This window comes from Microbacterium sp. CIAB417 (genome assembly GCF_022788845.1).
This window is the reverse complement of record NZ_JAHZUT010000006.1, coordinates 209,689-225,871: the sequence shown is the minus strand read 5'-3', so window position 1 is coordinate 225,871 and position 16,183 is coordinate 209,689. Positions and strand designations below refer to the sequence as shown.

The following is a 16,183-nucleotide window of genomic DNA, read 5'->3' as shown; positions in this document are numbered from 1 at the left end:
TCGCTAGCATGAGCGCATGGCCGCTCTGGATCTCCTTCCCGCTGGCAAGACGTTCACCGAGTCCGAGATCGTCGTCTACGCCGACGCCGGCGGACGCACGCTCGACGACGCGATCCGCGAGGCGGACGTCCTCATCAGCTGCCCGCACGCCGGCGCGGCGATCCCCGCGGAGATCGCGGGCTTCCTCTCCCCCGCGCTGACACGGCGACTGCAGTACGACTTCACGGACGTCGCGACCGATGCGATCGTCCGGCGCTGGGCCTCGACAGACCCCCGGGTGGTCGCGGTCCTCAACCCCCATCCGCGCCTCGTGCGCGACCCCAACCGCGCCAAGCCGTCCGACATCGCGGCAGACCTGAGGGAGGCGATCGAGCGCACGCGCGCTGCCGGCCCCTGGCAGCGCGTCGACCTGACCGGCGTTGACGCGATCCGCCCCGTGACCTTCTCCTTCTTCCCGATTCTCGAAGTTCCGGAGACCCCCACCGAGCTGAAGGCGCTCGTCGACACGTTCGTCGAGGTCGCCGAACGCGGGCTGGGCGTCTACGAGCGCATCCGCGACGACCTGACCGAGCGCTTCATCGAGGATCGACGGACCAGGGGCGGGCGATTCACGCGCCTGTCGTTCCACGACACGATGAACACCACGACGACGAAGGACGGCGCCGTGGACGTCCCCCGTGACGAGAAGGATCGACTGCCGCGGGTCGTGGCGCTGTCGAACCGCGGAGACGACGCCGGCGAGGAACGGGACCCCGCGGACCCGCCGACCATGGGCCCGTCCCGCCTGCGCGCCCTCGCCGAGGCTCATCGCACCGCCTTCCGCGTCGACTCGGCCGCTGACGTGGCGCTCAACAGGCCGTATCTCGGCAGCCAGGAGATCCTCGCGGCCGGCGCCCGCTTCCGCGCCGTCGCCGCGGAGGACCCTGCGGCCGGAGGTCGGTTCGATGCGGTCCAGGCGGAGTTCCTGAGGGAGTACCTGCTCGGAGACGCCGCCGTGGCCGAGCTGCACCGACCGGGCACGGAATGGATCTCCGAGGACGCGGCGCACGTCGACGAGGTCGCTGCGGCATGCCGCCGCGCCTGGGATCTCTATCGACAGCGCGGAGTGTCCTGAACGACCCCGCCGCTCACCCTCCCCACAGCGCGCCGAACAGCGCACCCGCTCCGATCGTCGTGACGGCGAGGATCAGAGTCGGCAGGAAGAACGAATGGTCGACGAGCTTCGTGCCCAGCTTCGTCGTCCCCGAGGTGTCGAAGTTCGCCGCCGCGATCTGCGATCCGTTGGTCGGCAGCAGGTAGATGCCCGCGAACGCACCGGCCCACATGCCGCTGAGCAGGCCGAGCGGGATGCCCGCTGCCAGGCCGATCGGCACGATCGTCCTGGTCGCGGTCGACTGGCTCGTCGTGAGCACGCACACGAGGAAGACGCCCAGAGCGAAGATCCACGGTGCGGCGCCGACGAGCGCACCGATGCTCTCCGAGATGAGGTCCGCGTGCGCCGCGAGGAAGGTGTCGGTGAGCCAGGCGAGACCGAACAGGGCGATCGCGGACACCATTCCGGCGCGGAACACGGTCGCCGCCGGGACTTCGGCGACCTTGGGCCGGGACACGATCAGGATCACCGTTCCCACGAGGAACATGATGATCTCGATGATGGGAGTCATGCCGACCGGGTCTCCGTCCGCGTCCAACGGGCGGATCCCCTTGAACAGCCCGAACACAACGATCGCGAGGACACCGGTGAGGAAGATCAGCGCCGCGTTGCGCCCGGCGGAGGTCACGGTGACGTCCGCCTTCACCTCCGCCGCCCCCTGTCGCGGCGGTGCCAGCTCTCCGCTGGCGATCTTCGCCTGCACCTCCGGGTCGTCCGCGAGGTCCTTGCCGAGGCGGTTCACGACCAGCGAGCTGAGCACGATGCCGACCACAGCGGCGGGGATCGTCACCTTGAGGATGTCGATCAGCTCGAAGTCCCACGGCGGCACATCGGTGAGCGTGACCATGGCGGCCATGGCCGCCGACACCGGGCTGCAGGCGAGCGCGACTCCGGTCGCGACCACGGAGAGGGACAGCGGACGGGACGGCCGGATGCCGTTGCGGTAGGAGAGGTCCTGGATGACGGGAAGAAGCGGATAGAGGATGTTCGACGTCCCCGCACCCGCGGCGAAAAGGAAGGAGACCAGCGGGGCCACGAGCGTGATCTGCTTCGGACTGCGTGCGATGAGCCTGGCTGCGACCGAGACCATCCAGTCGATGCCGCCCGCGACCTGCATCATCGAGGCGGCGAGCACGACCGACAGGACGATGAGCAAGGCGTCGACCGGCGGCGATCCCGGTGAGAGCTGGAAGACGAAGACGAGGATCGCCACGCCTGCGCCGCCCCACAGGCCGAGGCCGACGCCGCTGGAGCGCGTCCCCATGACGATGCACCCGAGAACGACGAGCAGTTGCAGGATGAACAGCGCGATCTCCATGGACGCCCCCTCCGGTCGCGGCGAATCCGGCGTCAGGATATCGGTCGGCGGGCCTCGGCGCCATCATCCCGGCGGCACACCCGTTCCGCCTGCGCAGGAAGTATGCGAACCTGAGCATATGAGGAACGGCATCATCCGCTTCGGCGCGCTCTATGTCTTCAACATCGCTGTCCTGCTCATCATCGGACTGCTCCTGCCGACGGTCGCGGTCGGCTGGAACGCGCTCTGGGCGGCCGTGATCCTCACCCTCGGCGCCCTGTTCATCAAACCTGCGCTGCGTTCGCTGTTCCGCAGGGCGACCGCGAAGTCGGCCGCGGATCGCACCAGGGCGGGCGAGAAGACCGTGCAGTACGTGCTCGTCTATCTCGTCGAGCTCATCGTCTGGGCGCTCACCGTGTGGCTGAGCGGAGTCAGCATCGCCGGCTTCTTCTGGGGGTACGTGCTGCCGCCCCTGCTGCTACTCCTCGGCTGGGTGATCTACGACCGCATCGACGACAGCCTGCACCGCAAAGCCGGCGAGGTGTACGACCGGGTCACCGGCGGACGCCGGAGCACCTCGGAGACCGCTGCGCCTCCGGCACCGACGCAGACGACGCCGGAGGCCCGCCGCGAGGCCGAGGACGGGCTCACCCCCGAGCAGCGCCGGATGCTCGACGAGCTCTAGCCCGGACTCGAAACGCCGGCCCGGACTCGCCGGCCTCACACGCCGAAACCCACCTCGCTCGTTGAGCGACGAGCGGAGCGAGGAGTCGAAACGCGGTCACTGATGATCGACGACGACCGCCTTTCGGCTCACGGAGACCTGCGCGGAGCGAGCGATGCGAGTCGAACCGCGGCTCAACGATCGAAGGTGAGACGCTCCGCGGCCTCCACGACGTTCGTCATGAGAAGCGCGACGGTCATGGGGCCGACGCCGCCCGGGTTCGGAGACAGGAAGCCTGCGACCTCGGCCACGTCCGGATGCACATCCCCATGGACGCGGGTCTTGCCGGTCTCGGCATCCGTCTCGCGCGTGACGCCCACGTCCAGGACGGCGGCGCCCGGCTTGACGTCGTGGGCGCGGATGAGGTGCTTCACCCCCGCGCCCGCGACGATCACGTCCGCCTGACGCAGGTAGGGCGACATGTCCGGCGTCCCCGTGTGCACCTGCGTCACGGTGGCGTTGATGTCGCGACGCGTCAGCAGCAGTCCCATCGGACGTCCGATCGTCACTCCGCGCCCCACGACGACGACGTGCTTGCCCTTGAGGTCGTAGTCGTTGCGCAGCAGCAGCTCGATCACCCCGCGCGGAGTGCACGGCAGGGGCGTGGTGATCGGGGCGTTGACATTGAGCACCAGACGCCCGAGGTTCGTCGGGTGCAGCCCGTCGGCGTCCTTGGCCGGGTCGATGCGCTCCAGGATCGCGTCGGTGTCCAGGTGCTTCGGCAGCGGCAGTTGCACGATGTAGCCGTGGCAGGACGGATCGGCGTTGAGTTCGTCGATCAGCGCCTCGACCTGTTCCTGCGTGGCGTCGGCCGGCAGTTCGCGCTGGATCGAGTTCATCCCGATCGCCTCGGACTGCCGGTGCTTCATCCCGACGTACAACTGGGACGCCGGATCCGCCCCCACGAGCACCGTGGCGATGCCGGGGATCACGCCCCGAGCGCGCAGCGCCGCGACGCGCTCCGCGAGCTCCGCCTTGATCTCGGCCGAGGCGGCCTTGCCGTCCAGGACGACAGCGGTCACTGGGTCAGCCCCGGGTAGAGCGGGAAGGCCGCAGCGAGCGCGTCGACGCGCGCCTTCAGTGCGGCCACGTCGGCACCGGGCAGCAGCGCGAGCGCGATGATGTCCGCGACCTCGGTGAACTCGGCGTCCCCGAATCCGCGCGTGGCGAGCGCCGGCGTGCCGATGCGCAGGCCCGACGTCACCATCGGCGGACGCGGATCGTTCGGGACCGCATTCCGGTTGACGGTGATGTGGATGTCGTGCAGCAGGTCCTCGGCCTGCTTGCCGTCGATCTCGGCATCGCGCAGGTCGACGAGGACGAGATGCACGTCGGTGCCGCCGGAGCGGACCCGGATGCCGGCGTCCTGCACGTCCTGGCGGCCGAGACGCTCGGCGAGGAGGGCGGCGCCGCGGACCGTGCGCTCCTGACGCTCGCGGAACTCCGGCGTGCCGGCGATCTTGAACGCCGTGGCCTTCGCCGCGATCACGTGCATGAGCGGTCCGCCCTGCTGACCCGGGAACACCGCGGAGTTGATCTTCTTGGCCAGGTCGGCGTCGTTGGTGAGGATGAAACCGGAGCGCGGGCCGCCGATCGTCTTGTGCACCGTGGAGGACACGACGTGCGCGTGCGGCACGGGCGAGGGGTGCACGCCCGCGGCGACCAGACCGGCGAAGTGCGCCATGTCGACCCACAGGTACGCGCCCACCTCGTCGGCGATCTCGCGGAAGGCCGCGAAGTCGAGCTGACGCGGGTACGCCGACCAGCCGGCGATGATGACCTTCGGCTTGTGCTCGAGGGCGAGGCGCCGCACCTCGTCCATGTCCACGAGCGAGGTCTCAGGGTCGACGCCGTAGGCGACGATGTCGTACAGCCGCCCGGAGAAGTTGATCTTCATGCCGTGCGTGAGATGACCGCCGTGGTCGAGCGAGAGGCCGAGAAGCGTGTCGCCAGGGCGGGCGATCGCGTGCAGCACGGCGGCGTTGGCCGTGGCGCCGGAGTGCGGCTGGACGTTGGCGAACTCGGCGCCGAACAGATCCTTCGCGCGCTGGATCGCGAGTTCCTCCGCGACGTCCACCTCTTCGCAGCCGCCGTAGTAGCGGCGCCCGGGGTAGCCCTCGGCGTACTTGTTCGTGAGCACGGACCCCTGCGACTGCAGGACCGAGACGGGGACGAAGTTCTCGGAAGCGATCATCTCGAGATAACCGCGCTGGCGGTTCAGCTCCCGCTCGAGGACCTCGGCGATCTCCGGGTCGACTTCGGACAGCGGGGCGTTGAAGTACGGGTCGGTCATGGCTGCTCCTGATCTCACGGCGGAAGGGATTTCCTATCGGCCCAGGCGCGCGGTCGATTTCCATGAGAAGTCGCTCCCCGGTGGTACCCCACCCAGACGCCAGTCGCGACGTCTCGAGCATAGCGGATCGGATCGGTCCGGATGCTTGGATGTCGTCACGGTCACCGGTACGTTTTGTTCATGGTCCTTACTCTTGTCCCCCAGCCCGCGTCCGTGACCGAGGGCTCCGGAACGCTCGTGCTCTCCCCCGCCACGCGCATCGTCATCGTCGACGGCGCGGATGCCGCGGCATCCGTCCTCTCCGATGTGCTCGCCGCGCGCACCGGCCTGCGGCCGGATGTCGTCACGGACCCGCCGTCCGACGGCGACCTCGTCCTCCGCCGCACCGACGACGACGGCGAGTCGTACCGCCTCGAGATCGGCGCCCGCGTCGAGATCACCGGATCGGATGCCGGGCTGTTCTACGGCGTCCAGACCCTTCGTCAGCTGCTGCGCGTGAAGGACGGCGTCTGGTCGATCGCACGCGCCTCTATCGTCGACGCCCCGCGCTACGCGTACCGGGGCGTCATGCTCGACGTCGCCAGGACGTTCTTCGACGTCGCGACCGTCAAGGCGTTCATCGACCGCGCGTCATCGCTGAAGTTCAACCACCTGCACCTGCACCTCACCGACGATCAAGGCTGGCGCCTGCACATCGACAGCCGCCCGCTGCTGACGGAGAAGGCTGCGGGGACCTCCACGCTCGGTCGCCCTGGCGGCTTCTACACCAAGGACGACTTCCGCGAGATCGTCGGATACGCGGCCGCCCACCACATGGTCGTGGTCCCGGAGATCGACCTCCCAGGGCACACGCACGCGATCGGTCTGGCCTACCCGGATGTCGTCGAGGCTCCGGTCATGAACGACATGCTCCTGGCGCAGTCCGAGTCCCTGGGCCAGCCGCTCCCCGTGGCCGGTGAGCCCTACCTCGGCTGGGGAGTCGGACACTCCTCCGTGCGCATCCACGAGGACGCGACCTGGGAGTTCCTGCGCGACGTGCTCTCGGAAGTGGCGGAGATCGCCCCCGGCCCGTACCTGCACGTCGGCGGAGACGAGTGCCTGGGCACGCCCGCAGCCGATTTCGACGCATTCATCGAACGCGTCACGGCCCTCACCGCCGAGCTCGGGAAGACGCCGGTGGCCTGGCACGAGGCGGGATCCGCGCAGGTCGCCGAGGGCACCGTCGGCCAGTTCTGGGGAAGCAGCACGCCCACCGCGGAGCACGCCGAGCACACCCGCCGGTTCGCCGAGCGCGGCGGCCGCGTCATCCTGTCGCCGTCCACCCGCGCATATCTGGACATGAAGTACACCGCGGACTTCCCGCTGGGACTCACCTGGGCGGCGATCATCGACCTCGAGAGCGCCTACTCCTGGGAGCCGGAGGAGATCGTCCCCGGACTCGATGCCGAGGCGATCCTGGGTGTCGAGGGACCGCTGTGGTCCGAGACGATCCCGTCGCTCGCGGACATCGATCAGCTGTTCTTCCCGCGGGCGGCGGCGCTTGCTGAGATCGGATGGTCTCCGGCATCCGCCAAGGACTGGGCGTCGTTCCGCGACCGCGTAGGTGGGCTCGGCGCCGTGTGGGACGCGGAGGGCTGGGGAGGGCATCGCCCCTCCGAGATCGACTGGAGCCCGCGATGACCGCCACCGTGATCCATTCCGCCCGACTGGTCTCCTCCGGGTCCGACGTCGCGGACGCCTGGGTGCGCTTCGACGACGGTCTCGTCTCCGCGACCGGCACGGGTTCGTCGTGGACGGATGCCGAGGTCGTCGTCGACGCGACGCAGATCGCCGGTCCCGGGGCGATCCTGTCTCCCGGGTTCATCGACATCCACGGCCACGGGGGCGCGGGTGCGTCGTACGACGAGGGCGTCGAGGCGATCCGTACCGCCCGTGCCCTGCACCGCGCGCACGGCACCACGCGCGCCGTGCTGTCGCTCGTGACGGCCTCGCTGGACGACCTCGCTCGCCGCGCTTCCGAGATCGCCGACCTCACCGAGGCGGATCCCGAGATCCTCGGTTCGCACCTCGAAGGCCCCTTCCTGGATCCCGGGCATCAGGGAGCCCACGAGCCGTCGCTGCTGCGGGCGCCGATCGCCGCCGACGTGCAGCGGCTGCTCGATGCCGGCCGCGGAACGGTGCGCCAGGTCACGATCGCCCCCGAACTCCCCGGGGGAATCGACGCGATCCGGTCGGTGGTCGCGGCGGGCGCCGCCGCCGCGGTCGGGCACACTGACGCGGATGCCGCCATGGCAGCGGCCGCCTTCGATGCGGGGGCCACGATCCTCACGCACGCGTTCAACGCCATGCGCGGCATCCACCATCGCGCCCCGGGTCCCGTGCTCGCGGCAGCGGCCGATCGTCGCGTCGTGCTCGAGGCCATCGCGGACAACGTCCACCTCGATCCCCACGTGATCAAGCTCGTGTTCGACGCCGCGCCCGACCGGGTCGCGCTGGTCACCGACGCCATGGCCGCCGCCGGCAGCGCCGACGGGCACTACGACCTCGGCGCCGTCAAGGTGACGGTCTCGGACGGGGTCGCGCGCACCGACGACACCGGCTCGATCGCCGGTTCGACCCTCACCCAGGACGTCGCTCTGCAGCGCGCCGTGCAGGCCGGTGTTCCGCTCGCCGCCGCGATCCGTGCGCTGACCGAGACTCCGGCCGCAGCGATCGGCGCCGGCGACCGCGTGGGACGACTCGACACAGGGATGCTGGGCGACGCCGTGCTCCTGGACGCGCAGCTGCGCGTACACCGCGTGTGGGTCGGCGGCCGGGCCGCTGCGTGATGCACGACGCGTGCCGGATCGCGGGGGTCGAGGGGAGGCCGCCGCACCCCAGTCAGCGGCGGCCCCAGTCCCTCCGGAACGAGCAGGCGGCTCGGGAACTCCTCCCCCGAGGATCCCGAGCCCGCCTGTACCGGCGCGGTTGCCCCGTGCACCGGTGCCGCCGGATCTCCGCCCCCCGGTGGGGATCCGACAGCATGCTCTGGTTGATGAGACGGCGTCCTGACCGATCCATTACGCGAATGCAGAGAAATTCTTCGGAGATTTCTGCCGTGATCCCTCAGAGAGTTCGCTCCGAGTTGTCCCCAGGGCTGGCCAGGCTGAGAAAACCGGGTGAGAATGGTTCGGGCGCGTGATGGGGACCCGATTCACGCGTCTCTTCCTGTGGAGCCGAACCGATGCTCCACGAGAGCTGGATGACCGTGCCTGACCAAAACGACCACGACGTGCAGATCGCCGACGCCGATCTGATCCTCCGCACCCGATCCGGGGACCGGGAGGCCTTCGGCGAACTCTGGAGACGCCACTATCCGTCCGGCATCGCCGTCGCGCGGTCGATCACCTCGACGCTCGACCCGGACGATCTCGTCCAGGAGTCGTACACGCGCATCTACAACGCGATCCTCAAGGGCGGCGGACCCAACGGCTCGTTCCGTGCCTACCTGTTCACGAGCATCCGCAACACCGCAGCAGGGTGGGGCAAGGCGCGTCGCGAGACCGCCATCGACGAGATGGAGGCCGTCGCCGATCCGGACAGCACCGAGCAGGCAGCCGACGAGGCCCTGGACCGGGGCCTCACCGCGCAGGCGTTCCGCAGCCTCCCGTCTCGCTGGCAGGAAGTGCTCTGGTACACCGAGATCGAGCAGATGAAGCCCGCAGAGGTCGCTCCGCTGCTCGGTATGAAGGCCGGCGCCGTCGCTCAGCTCGCCTTCCGCGCCCGCGAGGGCCTGCGCGAGGCGTGGATCCAGGCGCACCTGCGCAGCGCCGCACCGGGTTCCGAATGCCAGTGGACCATCGAGCACCTCGGCGCCTACTCGCGCGGGAACCTGAGCAACCGCGACCGCAAGCGCCTCGACGCGCATCTCGCCGACTGCGCGCGCTGCATGATCGTGGCCGCCGAGGCGAAGGACGTGTCCCAGCGTCTGGCGCTCGTGCTGCTCCCCCTCGTCCTCGGAGTCTCCGGCGCGGCCGGCTATCTCGCGACGCTGCAGGGCGGCGGAACCCCGATCGTGGCTCTCGCCGCCATGCCGTCGAGCGTGGTCGAGGGCGGCGTGGTGATCGCCGGTGCCGGGAGCGCGGCGGTGGCCGGAGCGGGCGGAGCCGGAGCGGGCGGCACGGCAGGCGCCGGCGCCGCAAGCGGTTCGAGTGCAGCCGGCGGTGCCGGTGCGGTCTCGGGAATCGGTGCACTCGTCGGCGTCGGCTCGGCGGCCCTCGTGGTCGCGGGCGTCGTCGCGGCCGCCGCGATCGTTCCCGGTCTCGTCTCGGCGCCCGCGATGACGAGCCTCCCCAGCGCCGGAGAGGTCTCGGACTCCCCCTCCATCCCGACCGAGGTGGGCCCCGACGACGAGCTGGAAGCGCTCGACGCCGAGGATCTCGTCCTCGACGACCCGGATGCCGAGGAGAAGGACGACCCCGCGCCGGAAGCGGATGCCGTGCCGGTCGAGGAGCCGGTCGCTCCACCGGCCGAGGTCGCTCCCCCGGCGGAATCGGGAAGCGGCGGGGAGACGGGCACGGTGCCCGAGGTTCCGGTGGATCCTGTGGACCCTGTCGATCCTGTCGACCCCGTGGATCCGGTCGATCCCGTGGATCCCGTGGACCCGGTCGACCCCGTGGACCCGGTCGTGCCGACGTCGCCCGTCGAGCTCGTCGACGTCACGATGTGCCTCGGCGACGAGGCGGTCACCTATGTCTCGATCGACGTCCTCGGCGTGCCCGAGGCCGAGGTGCAGGCGCTGCTCAATGGCAGCACGAGCAGGGCAGACAACATCCTGCTCGGTGAGGACGGCAGCGGGACCATCAGCCTCCGTCCGAGCCTCGACCAGATCCTCTTCAACGCCGACGTGGAGTTCCACTACGTCACCGTCGACGGACCGGTCCACCCCTATGAGACATCGCTGTCCGCACTGGGCGTGACCCTGACCTCCGTCCTGCTCGCCCCGGCCTGCGACGGCGAGGAGGAGACCCTCCCCGAAGGCGAGGTTCCGGCCGAGGACCCGCCGGCGGAGGACCCCGCTGCGGACGAGATCCCGGCCGCGGACACCCCCGCCGACGACCAGACGGACGCTCCTGCGGCTGCCGAGGCCGAGCCGTCCGAGCCGGAGCAGAAGCAGGCTCCGACCGAGCCCGCACCGGCCGCTGAAGAGCCCGCTCCTGCCGATCCGTCCTCCGCGCCGCTGGCGCCGACGACTGAGGACCCCGCGGCGGAGAGCGCCCCCGCCGAGCAGCCCGCCGCCGAGGAGAAGGCCGCAGCCGACCAGGTCGCAGCGCCCCTCAAGGACGCGGCCGAGGAGGCCGTCGCCCCAGCATCCGCACTGGTCCCGGGCGACGAGGCCGCACCGCCCGCCGAATAGACTGGGAGCATGACCCACGACACTCCGGCCGAACCGGGCGTGAACCGCCCGAACGTCACTCCGCTCGACATCGTCCGGGTCGTCATCCTTCTGGTCAGCCTCGCCTCGCTCGCCCTGTGGGGCTTCGCGTCGTGGGACATGCCATGGAACATCGTCCTCGGCATCGGAACCCCCGTCGTGGTCCTGCTCGTCTGGGCCCTGTTCCTGTCGCCGCGTCCCGTGCTGCGGCTGCATCCGTTCCTGCGGGCGGCCGTGGAGCTGCTCGTCTACGTCGGCGTCACGATCGCGTGGTGGTCCATGGGCCAGGCACTGATCGGATCGGTCTTCGCCGTGGTGGCGATCGCGGCCGGAGTGATCGCCGGGCGGCGATCTCTGGCATGAGCGCGCTCGCGGCGCTGCAGGCGGCGCTCGGCGACATCGTCGACGTCAGCGAGGCCTCCCGCGAACAGGCCCGCGCCGACCGCTCTGGTCACGCGGCCCCCGGCCGCCCCCTCGCGGTCGTCCACGCCGAGACCGTCGCGCACGTCCAGGAGACGCTCCGCATCGCCTCGGAGACCCGCACGCCCGTCGTGGTGCGCGGTGCGGGCACAGGTCTGGCCGGCGCCGCGAATGCCGGCGAGGGCGAGATCGTGCTGTCCACGCGGCGCATGACGCGCATCCACGAGATCCGCCCCGACGACCTTCTCGCTGTCGTCGAACCCGGCATCCTCAACGCCGAGCTCAACGCCGCGCTGGCGCCGCACGGCGTCTGGTGGGCGCCGGACCCGGCGAGCAGGGACATCTCCACGGTCGGCGGCAACATCGCCACGGGCGCCGGCGGGCTGCTGTGCGCCAAGTACGGAGTGGTCCGCGACGCCGTCCTCGGCGTGGACCTCGTCCTGGCCGACGGACGCCTCCTCCATCTCGGTCATCGCACGGTCAAGGGCGTCACCGGACTCGACCTTACCTCTCTCGTGATCGGCTCGGAGGGCAGGCTCGGAGTGGTCGTGGGCGCCACGCTGAAGCTGCGGCGCCTGGTCCCGGGCGGCACCTGCACGATCGCCGCGGTGTTCCCGGATGCCCGGACCGCCGCCACGGCATCTGCCGCCGTGACGGCGGCGGGCGAGCAGCCCGCGATCATGGAGCTGATGGACGCCGCCGCCCTCGCTGCGGTCCATGCCCTGCTGTCGCTGTCGGCACCGGCCGCGGGCGCGGCGCAGCTCACGATCCAGACCGACGGCACCGCCGCCCGAATCGAGGCCGAGCGCATCGCGGCGATCCTCACGGCTCACGGCGGCCAGGTGGCACTCTCGGACGACCCGGCGGAGGGCGAGCGCCTCCTGTCGATCCGCCGCTCCATGCACGCCGCGATGGCGTCTCTCGGAACCACACTGATCGAGGACGTCTCCGTACCGCGCAGCGCTCTGCCGGCCATGTTCGACGAGATCTCCCGCATCGAGCGTGCGTACGATCTGACCATCCCCACGGTCGTGCACGCGGGCGACGGAAACCTGCACCCGAACTTCATCTTCGAGGGCGCGGAGGTTCCCGCCGAGATCTGGCGTGCGGCCGATGAGCTGTTCCGCGCCGCGATCCGCCTGGGTGGAACGCTCACCGGCGAGCACGGTATCGGGACGCTCAAGAGCCGGTGGCTCGCCGAGGAGCTCGGCGACGATCAGTGGCGGCTGCAGCACGACATCGTCCGCGTGTTCGACCCGCTCGGCATCCTCAACCCCGGAAAGGTGTTCACCCCGCATGCCTGACATCCATGTGAGCGCCGCGATCATCAGAGACTCCGCCGACCGTGTGCTCGTGGTCCGCAAGCACGGTACGGTGCGCTTCATGCAGCCCGGCGGCAAGCCGGAGCCGGGCGAGAGCGCCGCGCAGACACTGGCCCGCGAACTGGAGGAGGAGCTCGGTCTACGGGTCGCGGAAGCCGACCTCACGCCACTGGGCGAGTTCGTCTCGGATGCCGCGAATGAACCGGGGCACCGCGTCGTCGCATCCGCTTTCGCGATGCGCGCCGAGCCGGACGACGTCGCGGTCCAGGCCGAGCTCGCCGAGCTGCGCTGGATCACCCCGGCCGACATCGCCGCGCTGCCGCTGGCTCCGCTCAGCCTCGAGCACCTGCTCCCGCTGGCTTGGCCGGAGGCCTAGGCTCCCGCCTGCCGTTTCGGCCTGGTCGCCCGCGTTCCCGTCGCAATCCATGCCTCTATCGGCGCGCTGAGCCGACCGGATTTGAGACCGGAAGCGAGCTCAGAGTCCGATGACGACAGAAACTGCGACCGGAAAGGAACCCACGGGCCGATGACGACAGAAACTGCGACCGGACGGGTGCGCTAGATCCCCTGCCAGGCCGGCTTGTTCGCGAATGTGTACCGGTAGTAATCGGCGAGCTTCAGCTTCGACGCCGCCGCCTCGTCGACGACGACCGTCGCGTGCGGGTGCAGCTGGATCGCGGACCCGGGGAGGATGGCGGACAGCGGTCCCTCGACGGCGTCCGCGACGGCCTGCGCCTTGTTCTCGCCGAACGCCAGCAGCACCAGGTGACGCGCCTGGAGGATCGTACCGAGGCCCTGCGTGATGCAGTGCATCGGGACGTCGTCGATCGTGTCGAAGAAACGCGCGTTGTCCTCGCGGGTCTGCTGGGTCAGCGTCTTGACGCGCGTGCGCGACGCGAACGACGATCCCGGCTCGTTGAATCCGATGTGCCCGTCGGTGCCGATCCCGAGGATCTGCAGATCGACGCCGCCGGCCTCGGCGATCGCCGCCTCGTAGTCGGAGCCGGCATGTTCGATGCCGTCCGCCGCACCGTTGGGGACGTGGATGCGCCGCGGGTCGAGGCCCAGGGGCTCCACGACCTCGCGCGTGATCACCGAGCGATAGCTTTCGGGATGCGCCGGGTCGATGCCGACGTATTCGTCCAGCGCGAACCCGCGGACGTGCGACACGTCGATGCCTTCGAGCCGGCTCTGCAGCGCCTCGTACACGGGCAGCGGCGTCGACCCGGTCGCGAGCCCCAGTACCGCGTCTGAGCGCTCCCTGATGAGCGCGACGATCTCGTCGGCGACCAGGGCTCCTGCCGCGGCGCTGTTCTCGACGATGACGACTTCAGCCATGGGTGACGATCTCCTTGTCCGGTACCGGTGCGAACTCGGCGGCACCCACGAGCGCCGCGCCCAGAGCCGCCGCCGGGGAACCCGCCGGCAGCAGCTCGATCCTCTCATCCAGCCGGAGGGAGCGCATGAACGCCGACCCCTCGGCCTCGCGCCGCAGGGTCGCGACGATGTCCGTGTGCAGGCGCTCCCCGAGCGCGGTGAGCCCGCCGCCGATGACCACCGTCTCGACGTCGACCGAGAGCACGAGGATGCGCACGGCGGCCGCCGCTCCCCTGGCGAGATCGGCGCGCAGCGCCGTCGCGACGGGATCGCCGGTCTCGGAGGCGTCGAAGATGTCACGGACGGGAAGGGCACCGGGGCGTCCCCACGCCTTCGCCAGGGCGCCGCCACCGCACAGCGTCTCGACGCAGCCGCGCTGGCCGCAGCCGCACAGCCGTCCGGCCGGATCGACGCTGAGGTGTCCCACCTCTCCCGCCGTGCCGCGCGCCCCGCGCCAGATGCGCCCGTCCGCCACGATTCCGGCCGCGACCCCCGTGCCGAGGTTGAGATACGCCATGGTCGCGGTGTCACGGCGCAGTGCGGCCGCGCCGAGAGCAGCGGCCTTGACGTCGTTCTCGACGGTGACGGGCACCTGCAGACGGCTGCCCGCGCGCGCCTCGATGTCGAGCGACTCGACGCCGAGGTTGACGGCGTGCAGCACGCGTCCGGTGCCGGGTTCGACGAGGCCGGGGATCCCGACGCCGACGGAGCGGATCGCGGACGCGACGAACCCGCCCTCCTCCGCGAGGGCGGCGACGCTGTCCAGGATGCTGGCGATGACGGCGTCGTCCCCCCACCCGGTCGGCCGGCGCACGCGTGCGAGGATCTCGCCGTCGAGCCCCACGGCGACGGCATCCGTCTTCGTGCCGCCGACGTCCAGGCCCACGCGTATCGCCCGACCGCGCGTGTCGGTGTCCCTGCGCCGCGTCATCGGCTGACGGGCTGCCGGTCGGCGAGGACGGAGGCGGGCGGTGTGCGGCGCATCAGGAGACCCCCAGCTGCCCGGACAGCACCATGACCGCAGTTCCGCGCAGCACGATGTCGTCCTGCAGCGTGGGGCGGATCACGACGTCGTCGAACACGCCCTCGAGCGTGCGCGCGCGCAGGGTCTCGGTGGCCGCGTCGAAGAAGGTGTCGTCGAGCAGGTCGGCCGGGCCGGACAGGACGATCTCGGAGAGGTCCAGGGCGCTGACGATCGGGGCGATCGCGACGGCCATGCGGGTGCCGGCGTCGCGCAGGAGCTCGTCACGGGAGTCCGGCGCCTGGGCGATGGCCGCGGCCAGACGACTGCCGCTGAGCCAGGCTTCGAGGCATCCGTCCTTTCCGCACACGCATCGCGGTCCGCCGTCCGTCCCGACGACGACGTGGCCGATCTCGCCGGCGGCGAACCGGCTGCCCAACAGCGGCTGACTGCCGGTGATGAGCCCGGCGCCGACGCCGCGCCCGATCTTGATGAGCATGACGTCGGCCTTCGCCTCGCCGAACGTGTACTCGGCGAGGACGGCGGCATTCGCGTCGTTGCGCGCGGTCACGGGGAGGTCCAGATCCAGGCCGAGGCGCGCCTCGAGCGGGAAATCGGTCCAGCCCAGGTTCGGCGACTCGATGACGACGCCGTCGGGGCGCACGATGCCGGGAGTGCCGACGCCGACGCCGAGGAGGGTCGTCGTGGACGCCGCCATGAGCTCACGGGCGAGTCCGAGCATGGCGTCGTAGGTCGCGGCGCCGTCGGGCGTGGCAGGACGCGGCACCTCACGACGTTCGAGGACCTCGCCGTCCAGACTGAGCACGGCGCCCTGGAACGCCTCGGGTCCGGACAGGTCGAGCCCGATGATCTGATGCCCGTCGCGGTCGATGTCGATGAGGATCGGCGGCTTGCCCGGACCGGCGGTCTCGCGGATCCCCTTCTCCACGACGATGCCGTCCGCGATGAACTCGGCGACGAGATCCGAGATCGTGACGCGCGTGAGTCCGGTCTCCCGGGACAGGTCGGCGCGGCTCATGGCACCGGCGTGGTACAGCGTCTGCAGGACCAGGGCGCGGTTGTGACCCCGCGCGTGCTCGGGAAGCACCTTGGCGCGCGAGCGGAGGTGCCGCGCACCTGCGAATCCGTGCGCGGTCGCGCCGGTGTACTCGGCCGTGGCCGGTGCACGCATCCCATCCGATTCGGACATGTTTGTTAGTAGA

General features: G+C 70.6%; 14 protein-coding genes and 1 riboswitch. Of the genes, 8 read left to right on the top strand and 6 right to left on the bottom strand.

Features of this window, described 5'->3' with window-relative positions; genetic code table 11:
- Positions 1–16 precede the first annotated feature (16 nt).
- Positions 17–1,114, top strand: a complete 1,098-nt coding sequence (locus KYX17_RS24640) for an N-formylglutamate amidohydrolase (protein ID WP_243230737.1) — start codon at positions 17–19, stop codon at positions 1,112–1,114.
- 13 nt (positions 1,115–1,127) lie between these two features.
- Here KYX17_RS24640 and KYX17_RS24635 read toward each other — a convergent pair whose 3' ends face one another.
- On the bottom strand, positions 1,128–2,471 hold the full coding sequence (locus KYX17_RS24635; RefSeq protein ID WP_243230736.1) for an anaerobic C4-dicarboxylate transporter: 1,344 nt from the start codon (positions 2,469–2,471) through the stop codon (positions 1,128–1,130).
- Positions 2,472–2,589: 118 nt separating this feature from the next.
- Here KYX17_RS24635 and KYX17_RS24630 point away from each other — a divergent pair, with 118 nt between their 5' ends.
- Entirely contained in the window at positions 2,590–3,135 is a 546-nt protein-coding gene (locus KYX17_RS24630; RefSeq protein WP_243230735.1) for a hypothetical protein, read from the top strand.
- A 173-nt stretch (positions 3,136–3,308) separates the two neighbouring features.
- On the opposite strand, the gene KYX17_RS24625 is transcribed toward KYX17_RS24630, so the two are convergent.
- Positions 3,309–4,196, bottom strand: coding sequence for a bifunctional methylenetetrahydrofolate dehydrogenase/methenyltetrahydrofolate cyclohydrolase (locus KYX17_RS24625; protein ID WP_243230733.1), 888 nt, complete (start codon positions 4,194–4,196; stop codon positions 3,309–3,311).
- A complete protein-coding gene (gene glyA, locus KYX17_RS24620; RefSeq protein ID WP_243230730.1) occupies positions 4,193–5,467 on the bottom strand; it encodes a serine hydroxymethyltransferase in 1,275 nt (424 codons plus the stop codon). The genes KYX17_RS24625 and glyA overlap by 4 nt, the downstream gene beginning before the upstream one ends.
- Positions 5,468–5,499: 32 nt before the next feature.
- Positions 5,500–5,584, bottom strand: a riboswitch (ZMP/ZTP riboswitch).
- A gap of 63 nt (positions 5,585–5,647) precedes the next feature.
- Here glyA and KYX17_RS24615 point away from each other — a divergent pair.
- The 6 genes from KYX17_RS24615 (at position 5,648) to KYX17_RS24590 (ending at position 12,998) form a co-directional block, all read left to right on the top strand.
- Entirely contained in the window at positions 5,648–7,147 is a 1,500-nt protein-coding gene (locus tag KYX17_RS24615) for a beta-N-acetylhexosaminidase (RefSeq protein ID WP_243230728.1), read from the top strand.
- On the top strand, positions 7,144–8,295 hold the full coding sequence (locus tag KYX17_RS24610) for an N-acetylglucosamine-6-phosphate deacetylase (protein WP_243230727.1): 1,152 nt from the start codon (positions 7,144–7,146) through the stop codon (positions 8,293–8,295). Before KYX17_RS24615 ends, KYX17_RS24610 begins: the two co-directional genes overlap by 4 nt.
- A 413-nt stretch (positions 8,296–8,708) precedes the next feature.
- On the top strand, positions 8,709–10,862 hold the full coding sequence (locus KYX17_RS24605) for a sigma-70 family RNA polymerase sigma factor (RefSeq protein WP_243230722.1): 2,154 nt from the start codon (positions 8,709–8,711) through the stop codon (positions 10,860–10,862).
- 9 nt (positions 10,863–10,871) lie between these two features.
- Entirely contained in the window at positions 10,872–11,243 is a 372-nt protein-coding gene (locus KYX17_RS24600; protein WP_243230719.1) for a YrdB family protein, read from the top strand.
- Positions 11,240–12,604 (top strand): FAD-binding oxidoreductase, encoded by a 1,365-nt coding sequence (locus tag KYX17_RS24595; protein ID WP_243230716.1) that lies wholly within the window; start codon positions 11,240–11,242, stop codon positions 12,602–12,604. The genes KYX17_RS24600 and KYX17_RS24595 overlap by 4 nt, the downstream gene beginning before the upstream one ends.
- Positions 12,597–12,998, top strand: a complete 402-nt coding sequence (locus tag KYX17_RS24590; RefSeq protein WP_243230714.1) for an NUDIX domain-containing protein — start codon at positions 12,597–12,599, stop codon at positions 12,996–12,998. The genes KYX17_RS24595 and KYX17_RS24590 overlap by 8 nt, the downstream gene beginning before the upstream one ends.
- A 182-nt stretch (positions 12,999–13,180) precedes the next feature.
- On the opposite strand, the gene nagB is transcribed toward KYX17_RS24590, so the two are convergent.
- The 3 genes from nagB to KYX17_RS24575 are packed head-to-tail and all read right to left on the bottom strand — an operon-like array spanning position 13,181 to position 16,170.
- Positions 13,181–13,960, bottom strand: a complete 780-nt coding sequence (nagB, locus tag KYX17_RS24585; protein ID WP_243230712.1) for a glucosamine-6-phosphate deaminase — start codon at positions 13,958–13,960, stop codon at positions 13,181–13,183.
- Positions 13,953–14,930: an ROK family protein gene (locus tag KYX17_RS24580; RefSeq protein WP_243230703.1), complete on the bottom strand. Its 978-nt coding sequence runs from the start codon at positions 14,928–14,930 to the stop codon at positions 13,953–13,955. Before KYX17_RS24580 ends, nagB begins: the two co-directional genes overlap by 8 nt.
- Before the next feature lie 52 nt (positions 14,931–14,982).
- The gene (locus KYX17_RS24575) at positions 14,983–16,170 is read right to left on the bottom strand and encodes an ROK family transcriptional regulator (protein WP_243230701.1); all 1,188 of its coding nucleotides are present in this window, start codon (positions 16,168–16,170) and stop codon (positions 14,983–14,985) included.
- Between the last annotated feature and the right edge of the window lie 13 nt (positions 16,171–16,183).

Coding starts and splice junctions, on each gene's coding strand:
- KYX17_RS24640 (WP_243230737.1), top strand. CDS start 17: ATGGCCGCTCTGGATCTCCTTCCCGCTGGCAAGACGTTCACCGAGTCC.
- KYX17_RS24635 (WP_243230736.1), bottom strand. CDS start 2,471: ATGGAGATCGCGCTGTTCATCCTGCAACTGCTCGTCGTTCTCGGGTGC.
- KYX17_RS24630 (WP_243230735.1), top strand. CDS start 2,590: ATGAGGAACGGCATCATCCGCTTCGGCGCGCTCTATGTCTTCAACATC.
- glyA (WP_243230730.1), bottom strand. CDS start 5,467: ATGACCGACCCGTACTTCAACGCCCCGCTGTCCGAAGTCGACCCGGAG.
- KYX17_RS24615 (WP_243230728.1), top strand. CDS start 5,648: ATGGTCCTTACTCTTGTCCCCCAGCCCGCGTCCGTGACCGAGGGCTCC.
- KYX17_RS24610 (WP_243230727.1), top strand. CDS start 7,144: ATGACCGCCACCGTGATCCATTCCGCCCGACTGGTCTCCTCCGGGTCC.
- KYX17_RS24605 (WP_243230722.1), top strand. CDS start 8,709: ATGACCGTGCCTGACCAAAACGACCACGACGTGCAGATCGCCGACGCC.
- KYX17_RS24600 (WP_243230719.1), top strand. CDS start 10,872: ATGACCCACGACACTCCGGCCGAACCGGGCGTGAACCGCCCGAACGTC.
- KYX17_RS24595 (WP_243230716.1), top strand. CDS start 11,240: ATGAGCGCGCTCGCGGCGCTGCAGGCGGCGCTCGGCGACATCGTCGAC.
- KYX17_RS24590 (WP_243230714.1), top strand. CDS start 12,597: ATGCCTGACATCCATGTGAGCGCCGCGATCATCAGAGACTCCGCCGAC.
- nagB (WP_243230712.1), bottom strand. CDS start 13,960: ATGGCTGAAGTCGTCATCGTCGAGAACAGCGCCGCGGCAGGAGCCCTG.
- KYX17_RS24580 (WP_243230703.1), bottom strand. CDS start 14,930: ATGACGCGGCGCAGGGACACCGACACGCGCGGTCGGGCGATACGCGTG.
- KYX17_RS24575 (WP_243230701.1), bottom strand. CDS start 16,170: ATGTCCGAATCGGATGGGATGCGTGCACCGGCCACGGCCGAGTACACC.